Here is a 13,425-nt window from a genome sequence, read left to right as displayed (position 1 = left end):
ATAATTCTAAAGGGTGCTCAAAAGGTTAAACTAAATATAAAAGTACACTGAAGAAATGGCAGATAGTGCCGGCTAAAACAAATATATGCCATACCAAGTGGTGAAACTTAAAACCACGCCACATATAGAATATTGTTCCAACTGTATAACATAGACCACCAGCTACAAGTAATGCAACTCCTCCATATGGAACATTATCCAAAATGCGATTCCAGCCAATAACAACCATCCAGCCCATCAATAAATAGAGGATGGTGGAGGTGACGAGAAACTTCTTCACAAAAAATGCCTTAAAGATAATCCCTGCAATAGCTAACCCCCAAACAATACCAAACATTGTCCAGCCAAGCGTACCTTTAATAACGAGTAAAGTGAACGGCGTATACGTACCTGCAATAAATAAATAGATCGAAGAGTGATCAAAAATTTCGAATAAATCTTTTGCCTTCCCCTTTGGAAGTGCGTGTACTAAAGTTGATGAAGTGTATAAAATCACCATACTAGAGCCGAAGATTGTAAAACTAACTACATGTAAAGCTGTACCATTCATAACTGAAAACACAATGAGCAAAACTAAGCCTGCTATACTAAGCAATACACCTATCCCATGTGTTATCGCGTTAGCAACCTCTTCACCGGTTGTAAATGTGTGAGTTTCTGCCAAACCTATCATCCCTTACTTCAAAAATAGTTGTTTATATCTTTTTTATTACCTTATTATAACAACTTTAATCGTCCCTATCACTATTGTTTGTATCTTTAGTCACATCTGTTCTGGAGCTTGTATTCCTAATAGACGTAGCCCTTCCTTTAAGACAGTTTTCACAGCAAATACCAATGACAATCGATCTTGTTTATGAGATTCCTCTAAGATTTTTACTGAAGCATAGTATTTATTAAACGCCTTCGATAAATCAAGTAAGCACTTTGCAATTTGAGATGGATCAAGGCCTAACATAGCTCTCTCAATCGCCTCTGGAAATGAAAGTAATTCCTTTATAATTTGCCATGCTTCCTCATCATGTAACTCTATTTTATAATCAGTTTCTCGTACATAATTTCCCTTTCTTAATAAAGCAGCAGCGCGGGCATGTGTATATTGTACATAAGGACCAGTTTCTCCTTCAAAACGAAGCATGTCTTCTAATGAAAATTCAATATCATTCATGCGACCATTTTTTAAATCATGGAAGATGATTGCTCCTACACCGACTTGCTTAGCAATCTCCTCTTTATCAATTAAATTAGGATTCTTTTCTTCAATATTAGCTAAGGCTAACTGTATTGCTTCCTTAATCACATTCTCCAGTAAAACTACCTTGCCTTTACGAGTGGACATTTTTTTACCATCTTTTAAAATCATCCCAAATGGCACATGGGTCATCCCTTTTTGCCAACTGAAGCCTAATTTTTCAAGTACTGCAAATAGCTGTTTAAAATGTAAGGTTTGTTCATTGCCAACCACATAAATTGACTTGTCAAAATGATAATTGTCTTGACGATAAATCGCTGCAGCTAAGTCTCTCGTTGCGTATAATGTAGTTCCATCTCGCTTTTTAATTAAGCATGGTGGAAAATTTTCAAGTTGCACAACATTTGCACCATCCGATTCCACCAGTAGCCCTTTCTCTGTCAGCAGGTCTACAACTTGCTCCATTTTATCATTATAAAACGCCTCTCCATGATAGGAATCAAAGGTTATCCCTAGTAGATCATATATTTTCATAAATTCCTTTAATGACTCATCCCGGAACCATTCCCACAGATCCATGGCTTCCTTATCACCATTTTCAAGCAATTTGAATGCCTCTCGTCCAAGATCATTCAATATAGGATCTTTTTCCGCTTCTTCATGAAATTTAACGTATAAGGCCAATAATTCTTTTATAGGGCTTCTTTTTACTTTTTCCTCATCACCCCATTTTTTGTAAGCGACGATTAGCTTGCCAAATTGTGTTCCCCAATCCCCTAGATGATTTATTCGGATAACGTGATATCCATGCTTTTCTGCTATCAAGGATAAAGAATTTCCAATAACAGTAGAACGAAGATGGCCCATAGAAAAAGGCTTTGCGATATTAGGAGATGAATAATCAATGGTTATCGTTTTACCACATCCAACATGGAAAGATCCATATCGCTCTTTCTCCGAAAAAATTAATTCGAGGGTCTGCTTTGTTACATACTTCTTGTTAAGAAAAACATTCACATATCCTCCTGTTGCTTCCACTTTTTCAAACAGGGGTACGTTCACTTTTTGCGTAATTTCCTCGGAAATAGTTTTAGGGGATTGACGATATATTTTCGCTAGTTGAAAGCATGGAAAAGCGGAATCACCCATGTGGTTAAACTTTGGTTTTTCAATCATGCTTAAAATTTCCTCTAGCGATAGTACACCATCCAATATTTGTTCCAATGCATTTGCGAATTCTTGTTTGTAATTCATTATTATTCTCCTCCATTTAAAAAAGCCCCCACCTCTTCATTGTTAAAGAGGCGAGAGCTATAATAATCCCGCGGTACCACTCTAATTGTTTTATAACATATAAAAACCACTCTAAATTGATAACGAGGTCTCTCCCCGTCTTTCCCTACTAAGGTTCAGGAAAGCATCTCCAAAGTCCGGTTCATTATTTGATCATGCACTAGGCTTCCACCATCCCCAGCTCGCTTCGCTTTTCAAATAATTACTCTCTTCCTCAACGATTTTAGTTGTAAAAGTTTTTACCATTATACCAATAAAAAGATTACTTGTCATCATCTTCTCGGCAAGGGAGTGTTTCTTTTCCATTTAGAGTGTTGCACCTTCAGTAGCTTGAATTGTAGTTATTTGTTATAATTTTCTTTATCATTACTATATTTTGTAGAAAGGTTTTGTTCATGAGAAAAGTAGAGACATTAATTAAATACGAGAACCCTGATAGTCGTAAGCTACACTATTATTATCAGTACACGTTTGCAATAAACAAAGTTATTGAATTCTTAAATGAAAAATATGGTTTTTCTTTCCAGCTATATAATACCGAGAGAAGAAATGCTGGTGATTTTAACGAAATAATTAGCGATATACTGCAAAATAAACCCGAAGAGCTTGAGTTAGTTGCTAGTGTATACGATTCGTTTGGTCATGCAGATATTTTACCGAAAGATAATGGCAAACACGAGATTAAGCCATCTAGTACGAATAACATTTATTATTTTTCAGTATTTGATATTGCAATAGTTACCCTGCCGGTATATAGTTATGGACACCCGTTTACGGAAAGCTATTTATTTGGAAAAAATGACGGACAAGTCCTCGACTTCCTACAGTATATCGATGATTTAGAGCGTCAGTTTATGCTAGATGGAATTACAGTTTTTACAGATACTGATGAAGGACTTACTAGGTCAAAAGAAAAAATCACTCAGCAGATCGCACGGGAGGACGTATTACTGGAGGATAGGATAAAGACAGATATTTTTCGCTCCATTGATGAATTTTTCCTACATAGCGGGACTTTCTTTAAGACGTACCATATTCCTTATAAACGAGGGATATTATTATATGGCAGTCCAGGTAATGGAAAAACTACGTTAGTTAAATCTATTGCAGGAAGTGTTGCTGCTCCAATTGTTTACTGGCAAATCACAGAATTCACTTCTAGTTACTCAATAAGTGAAATTTTTTCAAAAGTAGTACGTTTAGCCCCGATGGTTCTAGTGATAGAAGATATCGACTCCATGCCTGAAGAATCTAGATCCGTATTTCTTAATACTCTAGATGGAGCAACATCTAAAGAGGGTATTTTTCTAATTGGAACAACAAACTACCCAGAAAAAATCGATCCCGCCTTAATTAATCGTGCAGGACGCTTCGATCGTGCTTATGAAATTAAACAGCCATCTGATATTCTAAGAAAAAATTATTTATTAAAGAAGGGTATCAGCCAATTTATAGAAGAAAATCAACTGGAGAAGTTAATCAGTAAAACAAAAGGGCTATCCATTGCACAGTTAAATGAAGTATATATGTCCATAGCACTTGATTGGCATTATGAGAAACAGGTCGATATAGATAAAATCGTAAATGATTTACAAGTAAATCAAAAGAAAGTACAGAAGCAGGATTGGGTAACGGATGATATAAGTGGTAGAGTAGGATTTTAAATTTTATTAATACATTGACATGTGCTACCTTTAGTTCATAATAAATTAAAAGCTGCTAAAGGTAGCCAAATTATATATAGGAGAGTAGGAAAATGAGTAAATCAAAAGCATTAAAGCACCGAAAAAAACTTGTACGCGAGGGCAGACTAAATCCAGAAATAAATCGCAGCCCCTATGCTCAGTTAAATCTAAGAACAAGAAAAACGAAAACAAAAAAAGATCATGTGTATCGAATGAAACATAAGAATCGTAATCCAAAGCAATGGGAAAACGGTTCTTTTTATTATCTTTTAAAAACAGCTTAGAGAAGCATGTGGATAAGAATTAAAAAGAATAAGGTCATACCGGTATAGAGGTGAACATATCTAAGTTTTATAGTAGGTTTGTATAGTCTCAGCCATCCAGTTAGCACTTGGAATGCTAAGGCAAGTAGTGCCAGTACTCCTACAAGCATTTTCACATTATATATTGTAAATCCATACCGGTAAATAACAAGCGTTCCGTGCAACATAATAGCTAAAAATGCAATATTCCCTGTCCATCGATGAATGGTCACTACCTTCTTTGAAAAGCGTGCAAGTCTTACTTTTGTCCTCCGATTAGGTACATTACGAATTGTTTCAAAAACAGCATTCCTCATCCAGTTATATAAAAACAATAATGCGCCCAAAAGTCCTATCCATACATGTATCTGTATATTTGGATGGTGAACCACATTCCAAACGATGATACCAAGTAATAAAAAATTTAATAGAAACCATTTACTCATGCTTGTCTCCTTTTCCCCAAACGATAAATTACCTTGCATTCTTTCCTTCAAAAACAGCAAAAAGTAAAAAAGGTCTGTTTTACTTCTGTGAATAGCCTAGTTTGCATTTAACTTTGAACCCAGTCCTTTTATTAGAAGTTGGCTTTAGGTATTAGCCTCATTCTTAATGACCTTCATTCAACAGGATACCATGTTACCATCCGGCTAAGCATCTTTTTTTAACAGCAATTCCATTCATCCTAGGATTCTTACGACATATTCCATTAATAAGGTAACATTTTTGAAATAATTGTTAGAATAAAGGATTTTTCTGGAGTTAATTCCGCTTTGTGGAGATTTTTTCAGACTGGAATAACATTCCAATCAATTGCTTATCCAAGTGGTAACCTAGCATCTTTCGTATCTTCTGATGGACTACCATATTTTCCTACTGATAAGTTATGTTACATCTAGTAATCTCTAGTTGTAGCCCAAAACTAGCAAATAACTAGGAGGTTAACAACTTGAATAAACTTAAAAAATTATTAGTTACCGCGACAATGTCATTATCTATTTTGACTTTACCATCTATTGCTGGTGCAGCACCTTATACGGTTCAAAAGGGTGACACTTTCTCGTCTATTGCCAAGAAAAATGGTACTACTATAGATAATTTACAAATTGCTAATAATCGATCTGGAAGTACTTTATTAGCTGGAGAAACTATTAAAATACCAGACTATGTTTCTATCGCTGACAAAGAATTAATGGCAAAGCTAGTACATGCTGAAGCAAAAGGAGAGCCCTATGCAGGGAAAGTTGCCGTAGCAACTGTCGTTCTTAATCGTGTTGATCACAAGGATTTCCCGAACACTATTAAAGGGGTAATCTATGAACGTTCAAATGGACACTACGCATTTACACCAGTAGAAAACGGAGAAATCAACGGTGGATATAAAGCTGAGGATATGAAGGCTGTGAAAGAAGCTATTGCATTTAGAGGACAAGGTAGTGGTTCTATCTACTTCTATAATCCTAAAACTGCAAAGAGCAACTGGATTAAATCACGACAACTAACTTTAACTATCGGTAATCACCGTTTTGCGAAGTAATTTAGAATAAACATAAGATGTGAAAGTATGTCCCGTACCAGCAATTTTACGAATTAAAAATCTTGCCTTTAGAGCAACCTATGATTATCAAAAAAGATGCCTGTCACATCCCATATTCATTAAAACGTGGAACATGACAGGCATCCTTTTATTATACAATCTTTAAACCAGTAACTCCGATAATTATTGCTAGCAGGCTGACCATGCGAAATAGACTTTTCGATTCACCAAAGAATAGCATGTTCATGAGAACAACTCCGCCTGTCCCTACACCGGTCCAGGTTGCATAAGCGATGCTTGTTGGCAAATAATCAAATGAAGCATAAATAAACATAAAGGATAAGGCAAGACCACCGACATAAACTAGTGCATTCGTTACATTTTTTCTTTCATTAAATTTATTCAAGCCCCAAACACCAATTAATTCGTTTACCGCGGCCAACACTACATAGAACCAACCCATTGGTTAAGCAACTCCTTTCTTTTTATTTGGTTTATCATCTGACAACTTAAGCCCAATCACTCCAGCTATTATTAGCAAAATGAAAAACACTTTTCCCGTACTGATATGTTCATGAAAAATAAATGTATCCATTAAAAATGTTCCAACCGTACCAAATCCTGCAAATATTGCATATACCGTTCCAGTAGGTAAACCCTCACACGCTTTTGCTAAAAAGTGTAAATCCATTAGTATAAAAGCTACAATGATTGCCCAATGCCACCAGGTAGATGCCGTATTAAAACCATAAATCCAAACTAATTCTGACAAACTGGTTAACACAACATAAATCCATGATTTATTCATCCTAGCACTCTCCATCATTCGTGACTGACATTCAGTCATTCACCTATTAAAAGAAATTTCCTTTAATCATTAAAGGAAATTATCTATTTCAAATAACTACTCCTATAAAACCTAGCATCTTTTATTACTTAACCTTATGGGATTCGTAACTTTTTCTACTGTCCTATGATTGTTTTACACCTAAGCCGTACATGGAAAACTCTAAAACCTCTTTTTTCTTGATTGCTTCCATATCTTTATCACCATGAGAATATAAAAAAGTTTGTTCTGCGGCTGATTCGATAAGATCAATCAATAGTACTGCAGTTTGATCAGGGTCTAAATCCTCACGAAGAATTCCGTTTTCCTTTGCATTTCCTAGGAACCTACTCATCCAGGAGTAATACTGTGAATATAGCGTTTCCCAGTCCTGTAGGTATTCAGTTGCTGCTAATCCTGCATACACTAAAGCAAAAATTTCACGAAATTCCTTTGTGACAGAGAAAACGACATCGATAACGCCCTCCATTTGCTGTTTGAAAGGATCCTTTATATTTACAGTACGCATAATTTCATGAAGTGTCTTTTCCACCATCACTTCTGCAATAGAAGGGATGACTGATAGCTTTGAAGAAAAATAAATATAAAAAGTTCCTTGAGCGATACCCGCTTTCTTTACGATATCCGATACTTTTGTCTTTTCTAGTCCTTTTTCTGTAAAAACATCCATTGCTGCATGAATTATTCGCTCTTTTTTATTGTCCATTTACTTCCTCCACAGTGACTGATTGTCATTCATTATACACTGATATACTGAAAAGTCAATAGATATAACCCTTTTTAGGCTAAAAAACAACCGACATTCTCTGTCGATTTATAGCTCTTCTTCTTGATTTTACACTTTATCGTTCTAACGTTTTCATGAATACGTACTTTCATTGATTATTTACCATTATTTTTGGATGATAACCAGCAATTTTTCCTTTACCCACTATTTGTTCATGAACTTGAACAGAGTTGATTAAATAAAAGAAAAGCTTATAGGCTTCTCTCTCCATTAATACCATTTATTGAATAGCTAACTGTAATTTCTGCACTTAGTGAATGTGCTACAGTGCAATACTTATTCTTAGATAAATCGATTGCTCGTATCACTTTATCTTCCGGAAGTTCACCTTCTAGCGCATAATGAATATTCACCTTTGTGAACTTCTTTGGATGTTCATCTGCTCGGTCCCCAGATACCTTCATATCAAATGAAGTTGGACTTAACCGCATTTTATTAAGAATCGAAATAATATCAATACCTGTGCACCCTGCCACTGCGCTTAATAGTAGCTCAGTTGGTCTGGCACCAGAATTCTCTCCCCCATCATCCTGTGATGCATCCATTTTTAATTCATGACCAGATGGTGTTAATCCTGTAAAAGCCATTTTCCCATTCCATTTAACAGTCATTTCCATTCTCTTTCCTCCTAAATAAGTTTTCGTTCTACTTACTAGTTTGCCTAGAATTATCCTACTTAACAAGAAAAAAGCTTCATACGTTTAATACATCCGATCACTAATTTGATATAGTATAGATATATTTTTTATAAAAATAGAATATAGAGGAGAGAATTTTAATGCAAAGACTAATATACGAGGATGCTTGGGCAAGGACTATCTCCGAAAAGGATCGAATTATTATAGAGAATAGCTTTAAGAATGCATTACCTAAAGGAAATTCCATTGAAATCACATTAGTTCGATGGGATATGAATTATAAAAATGAATTGCTCTTAATTGCTCTTATCCATAATTATACGAAGCATGACTTTCCTTTTATCAAAAGAAATTTACAGTATGTCCATAATGGAAGAATATTCGCAGAAAATACATTTACTTACCCTAACCTTGTCGTTCAAGCAAGGACAAGCATGCCTTGGACTTTTATTTTTCCAAAAGGAAGCTACAAAGAAAACGAAGAATTTGATAATGGGAGTATAGAAATCGTGGACAGGGCTTGACGCATAGGATAAAGAAGGAAGAAAACACAAAAAACGTTTCCAAAGAAAACGTTGCATGATTCCCCTATTTATGTTACTATAGGCAAGTGATTGCCGATTTCACGATGATGTGATAATAATTATCCTATTTTATTATATCACTTCTATTCGGAGGAGTCAACTAAAAAGAAAAAGATTGGAGTTGATGGAATGGACAATGACGTTAACATTCGTATGGAGCAGAAACGAGTTAATGATGTCATTCAAGAAATCAACATCAAAGAGAAGAAGCTCAATTCGAAAGCAGGAGGATTAAAAGAAAGTATTATTGGTCTCCGCAAAAATTTTTGGGAAGATGTTACAGTTAATCTTGAAGAGCTTGATGATGTTATTGAAACACAGGCTAGTATTAAACAGCAAGCAGAATTACTTTCGGAACGAGAACGATCTCATGGAGAGATTGATAAACAACTTAAAACATTAGAACGCTTAAAGGACTCTCCTTATTTTGGCCGAGTTGATTTTAAGGATGAGACTGATGAGGAATTTGAACAGCTTTACATTGGGATTGCTTCCTTAATGGATCAAAATGAAGAAAATTTTTTAATATACGATTGGCGTGCTCCAATTTCTAGCCTTTACTATGACTTTTCACCAGGTCCAGCTCACTTTCATACTGTCCAAGATACAATACATGGAGAAATCTCTCTTAAACGCCAATATATCATCCGCCAAGGAAAAATTAAAGGTATGTTTGATACAGGTGTTACAATTGGAGATGCATTACTACAAGCGGCACTTGGTCATAATGCAAGTACCTCCATGAAGAGTATCGTAGCAACTATTCAAAAGGAACAAAATAAAATTATTCGCAATGAACGAAGTAATATGCTAATCGTTCAAGGAGTTGCAGGCAGTGGAAAAACCTCCGCTGTACTTCAAAGAATAGCTTATTTATTATATCGTTTTCGAGGAAATCTAACTTCTGATAACCTTTTACTTTTCTCACCAAACCCTTTATTCTCAAGCTATATTTCCAATGTTTTACCTGAACTTGGTGAAACAAATATTAAACAAACAACATTTATAGACTTTCTTCGTGAGGGAATTGAGAAGAATATTTCAGTTGAATCTCCATTTGAACAAATGGAATTTACATTAACATGTAAGAATCCAACCGTATTTGAAACACGAAAACAAAATATTAGGCTAAAATCTAGTCTTTACTTTAAGGATCTTGTAGATAAATATGTCTCTACTCTCCAAACCCAAGGCATTCAGTTTCGAAATATCACATTTCGAGATGCAATACTAATTTCAAAGGAACAAATTTCGGATTATTTTTATGAACTCGAAGAAAATGTCTCCTTACCAAATCGTATGGAAATTGTTTCAAAGTGGTTGTTAAAGGAATTACGTCTAATTCAGAATAGGGAAAAGGACAAGGATTGGGTCATGGAGCAAGTAGAGCTGTTAGATAAAGAATCCTATCTACAAGCCTACTACGAAAACCAACGAATCGATGAAGACGATTTTGGTCTGGAAGAGGATATCCTCCGAAATGAGGTAGTAAAAAAACAGTTTGCAAACGTTCGAAGCCAAGTGCGTAAATTTGCGTTCGTGAATGTTTTAGAAACATATTTTAAGCTTTTTACTGATTGGAATGTAAGTCCGCTCCCCGAAAATTGGGATGCGATACGTACGTTTACGAAGGAAAATCTTCTGAATAGATTTCTCACTTGGGAAGATGCTACTGCCTACCGTTATTTTAGAGGAAAGTTACTTGGGGATCAGAAAAGTCGCTCCGTTCGCCATCTATTTATTGATGAGGCGCAGGATTATACCGCTTTTCAGTATGCATTTATTAAGGAAATATTTCCATATACACGGATGACTTTATTAGGTGACATTAATCAAGCGATATACACATATGGTTCGAGTCTAAACCCACTAATCCCTGAATTTGTAGGAGAAAATCATGAAAGGATTGTACTTACGAAAAGCTATCGTTCAACGAAAGAAATCGTTAACTTCACAAAAAGATTTGCTCCTGGTGGCGAATTAATTGAGCCTTTTGATCGACATGGAGAACCACCAGAAATTATCACACTGGAGGAGGAATCTTCTCTAGTCGATGTATTAACAGAAACCATCCATAATCTACAGGATAAAAAACATGAAACGATAGCAATTATATGTAAGACTTTCCACGAAAGCAATGAGATTTTTAAGCTACTAAAAAGCAAAGTAGCTGTAAAGCAAATAAATGAAGAAACCTATTCATTTGAAAAAGGAATTTTAGTGCTTCCTGTATACTTGGCAAAGGGGATTGAATTTGATGCAGTAATTGTTCCAAATGCATCAAACAATCACTATCACCAAGAATCAGACAGAACGCTATTCTATACAGCTTGCACAAGAGCTATGCATTCCCTAACCATAGTCACAACACATACACCATGTAAATTTCTACAGGAGGCTACTTCTTAGGTATTAGCAGAAAATAGACTTTTAAAAGAAACCGTGCACATGAACTGAAGTCATGTGCACTGTTCTTTATTTCTTAATTGGAATCCATATCTCACTATAATAATCTTCTGATGATGGGTCTTCATCACTCAAATATACTTCCATTTCTGGGCCACCTGAATGTTCATAGCCAGTAGCTGGAAACCATTCTGAGAAGATTCTGTTCCATACTTTTGGCATTGCATCAGGCATAGCACCATGAACTGGAAAAACAGCCCAGGTAGAGGCAGGGATTTCCCTTTCTTCCCAACCAGAAGGTAATTGATCGATATTCTTTTCAGCTCCAATGAAATAGGTTAAATGCTCCTGTGTTGAATCAAAATCTAAACAAATACCTAATAATCCAAGCGGGCCACAGTTCTTTGCAAGCTCGGACGATAACCCGTTTGTATTGGATTCGTTCCAGAATGCTGCAATTTCTCGATGATTTTCTCCATTAACAGTACGAGTCCTAATGCTTTTACCAACTACTAAAAATCTTTCCTTTTCGACAATTTTGTAATCCATTTCCACATCACCCTTTATTTGAATTTGAAAGGAAAGCTTTGGATATGCCTTCAAGGACTGACTACTCTTCTTGGCCATTGAAGGACTTACATTATGAATTTTTCGAAAGGCTTTCGTAAACGCTTCAGGGCTTTCATAGCCATACTTAATAGCAATATCGATAACCTTTGCATCAGAATATACCAACTCCTGAGCTGCTTTAGTAATTCTACGGTTTCGGATATACTCGCTCAAGGTAAATCCCGTTAACATGGAAAACATTCGTTGATAGTGAAACTTGGACATGCATGCTACTTTAGCGATATCCTCAATTAATAATTCACCATCTAAATTATCTTCAATGAACTCAATACTAGCAACCATATACTGAAGTCTCTCCATTTTCTCTCCCCTTTCTAAATTCAGATTATCAAAGTATTTATCGAAAAACCTGCTTTTCCTTGCTCACTTATGACAGGTTCATAGACTAACTTTTTGCATAATCCTGAAACCAATTAATTAAATATAGGTGATCTGGATATTGAATAAAGACAACCTGCGAGAGTTCCTTGAAACTTGCAAGTAATTTAGTTTCTATTGTAGCATCGCCCTCTTACCAACGTGCTATAATTTGATATAACCTTCCCTCATCGATTCATACTTTTTCGATAACTGATTACAATTTGCTTCAACTTCTTCTATAGTTAAATATTGATTTATCATTCATCTTCACCCTACTAGAATTTGCTTTTATCTATGTTAAGAGGATTACTCCTATTTTAACGTTATAAGGCGTCACTTTATTGTTTACTATTTAGTTACTATTGTAAATAAAAATTAGATCTAATGGGGATTATATTACAAAAAAAGAGACCAATACGAATTGGACTCTAATATCATATTTCACTTTTACTATATATCTCTACACCCATTAACGCCTGGGTTGCTAAATGATCAGCTTCACCATTTTTCTTCCTAGATATTAATTGAAATTCTGGATTAATTTCTAGCTTTTCAACATCCCCTTCAATTCTATCAATCCATAGCAGCAATTCAGCATCATAGCATGGCCATTCATCATTCAATTGATTAATAACCCCTTGAGAATCACCAATAAATATAACTGGCATATGTTGAACACCTAGAAATTCCAGCTCCTTTACTGCTAAATGTAATGCTGCGTACTCCGCTTCACCATTTGTATTTAACTCCTCAACAAGAGCATTTTTTCGAATGCGATATTGTTTTCCTCCCTGTTCAAAATAAATAGCACATCCTAATCCTGACTTCTTCGTGTTCCCATCGAAACCACCATCAAAAAATACAGTAATATCATGTGGAACAGCTTCTACCTTTGTCACATACTTCTTAAGTTCCTTTATGGTCCATGTTGTATCGTATTGATCATATAAAGTTAATTGCCTTACTCGCCCAGTTTTAACTATGTCTTCCGCTAATAATAAGGCTTTTTCCGGAGTTATTTCTTCTGATTTGAATCCTATCTCTGTGCCCGTTGGAGTTTTATATTTCCATTCGATGAACAGCTTCATCCCTATCCTCCCATCCTATCTATTATCTCTTATCTCTTATTTTCTACCTGACATCCTTTAACCATTCACAATTTTA

14 protein-coding genes and 1 other annotated feature are annotated in these 13,425 nt (G+C 35.4%); of the genes, 5 read left to right on the top strand and 9 right to left on the bottom strand.

Annotation, left to right across the window (positions count from 1 at the left end):
- Positions 1–25: 25 nt before the first annotated feature.
- Both trhA and argS read right to left on the bottom strand, forming a co-directional pair.
- Positions 26–664, bottom strand: coding sequence for a PAQR family membrane homeostasis protein TrhA (gene trhA / locus HNR27_RS06185; RefSeq protein WP_212919340.1), 639 nt, complete (start codon positions 662–664; stop codon positions 26–28).
- 99 nt (positions 665–763) lie between these two features.
- Entirely contained in the window at positions 764–2,446 is a 1,683-nt protein-coding gene (gene argS, locus HNR27_RS06180; protein WP_429339116.1) for an arginine--tRNA ligase, read from the bottom strand.
- A 43-nt stretch (positions 2,447–2,489) separates the two neighbouring features.
- Positions 2,490–2,712, bottom strand: a binding site (T-box leader).
- A 168-nt stretch (positions 2,713–2,880) separates the two neighbouring features.
- Between argS and HNR27_RS06175 the strand changes: the two genes are divergently transcribed.
- Together HNR27_RS06175 and HNR27_RS06170 are read left to right on the top strand one after the other, a co-directional pair.
- Positions 2,881–4,149, top strand: coding sequence for an ATP-binding protein (locus tag HNR27_RS06175; protein WP_212919338.1), 1,269 nt, complete (start codon positions 2,881–2,883; stop codon positions 4,147–4,149).
- 92 nt (positions 4,150–4,241) lie between these two features.
- On the top strand, positions 4,242–4,454 hold the full coding sequence (locus tag HNR27_RS06170) for a hypothetical protein (RefSeq protein WP_212919337.1): 213 nt from the start codon (positions 4,242–4,244) through the stop codon (positions 4,452–4,454).
- Here HNR27_RS06170 and HNR27_RS06165 read toward each other — a convergent pair.
- Entirely contained in the window at positions 4,451–4,918 is a 468-nt protein-coding gene (locus HNR27_RS06165) for a hypothetical protein (RefSeq protein WP_212919336.1), read from the bottom strand. The two genes, HNR27_RS06170 and HNR27_RS06165, sit on opposite strands and share 4 nt — an antisense overlap.
- A 503-nt stretch (positions 4,919–5,421) precedes the next feature.
- On the opposite strand from HNR27_RS06165, the gene HNR27_RS06160 reads away from it, so the two are divergent.
- Positions 5,422–6,009 carry a cell wall hydrolase gene (locus HNR27_RS06160; protein ID WP_244853292.1) on the top strand — a complete coding sequence of 196 codons (588 nt, stop codon included), beginning with the start codon at positions 5,422–5,424 and terminating at the stop codon, positions 6,007–6,009.
- A 151-nt stretch (positions 6,010–6,160) separates the two neighbouring features.
- Here HNR27_RS06160 and HNR27_RS06155 read toward each other — a convergent pair whose 3' ends face one another.
- The 4 genes from HNR27_RS06155 to HNR27_RS06140 all read right to left on the bottom strand — a co-directional run bounded on the left by HNR27_RS06155 (position 6,161) and on the right by HNR27_RS06140 (position 8,260).
- The gene (locus HNR27_RS06155; protein ID WP_212919335.1) at positions 6,161–6,472 is read right to left on the bottom strand and encodes a DMT family transporter; all 312 of its coding nucleotides are present in this window, start codon (positions 6,470–6,472) and stop codon (positions 6,161–6,163) included.
- Between the two features lie 3 nt (positions 6,473–6,475).
- A complete protein-coding gene (locus HNR27_RS06150; protein WP_212919334.1) occupies positions 6,476–6,817 on the bottom strand; it encodes a DMT family transporter in 342 nt (113 codons plus the stop codon).
- A gap of 163 nt (positions 6,818–6,980) precedes the next feature.
- A complete protein-coding gene (locus tag HNR27_RS06145; protein WP_212919333.1) occupies positions 6,981–7,562 on the bottom strand; it encodes a TetR/AcrR family transcriptional regulator in 582 nt (193 codons plus the stop codon).
- Positions 7,563–7,834: 272 nt separating this feature from the next.
- The gene (locus HNR27_RS06140) at positions 7,835–8,260 is read right to left on the bottom strand and encodes an OsmC family protein (protein WP_212919332.1); all 426 of its coding nucleotides are present in this window, start codon (positions 8,258–8,260) and stop codon (positions 7,835–7,837) included.
- A gap of 161 nt (positions 8,261–8,421) precedes the next feature.
- On the opposite strand from HNR27_RS06140, the gene HNR27_RS06135 reads away from it, so the two are divergent.
- Together HNR27_RS06135 and helD are read left to right on the top strand one after the other, a co-directional pair.
- Entirely contained in the window at positions 8,422–8,805 is a 384-nt protein-coding gene (locus HNR27_RS06135) for an SLAP domain-containing protein (protein WP_212919331.1), read from the top strand.
- Positions 8,806–8,994: 189 nt separating this feature from the next.
- A complete protein-coding gene (helD, locus tag HNR27_RS06130) occupies positions 8,995–11,274 on the top strand; it encodes an RNA polymerase recycling motor HelD (protein WP_212919330.1) in 2,280 nt (759 codons plus the stop codon).
- A gap of 66 nt (positions 11,275–11,340) precedes the next feature.
- On the opposite strand, the gene HNR27_RS06125 is transcribed toward helD, so the two are convergent.
- Positions 11,341–12,201 carry an AraC family transcriptional regulator gene (locus HNR27_RS06125; protein WP_212919329.1) on the bottom strand — a complete coding sequence of 287 codons (861 nt, stop codon included), beginning with the start codon at positions 12,199–12,201 and terminating at the stop codon, positions 11,341–11,343.
- Positions 12,202–12,695: 494 nt separating this feature from the next.
- Complete coding sequence (locus HNR27_RS06120; protein WP_429339115.1) at positions 12,696–13,349, bottom strand: reverse transcriptase-like protein; 654 nt, start codon at positions 13,347–13,349, stop codon at positions 12,696–12,698.
- Between the last annotated feature and the right edge of the window lie 76 nt (positions 13,350–13,425).

It is taken from the genome of Ornithinibacillus bavariensis (assembly GCF_050433565.1).
GTDB classification, from domain to species: Bacteria; Bacillota; Bacilli; order Bacillales; family Amphibacillaceae; genus Ornithinibacillus; species Ornithinibacillus bavariensis.
The sequence above is the reverse complement of the archived record's forward strand: the minus strand, read 5'-3'. Positions and strand labels throughout refer to the sequence as shown.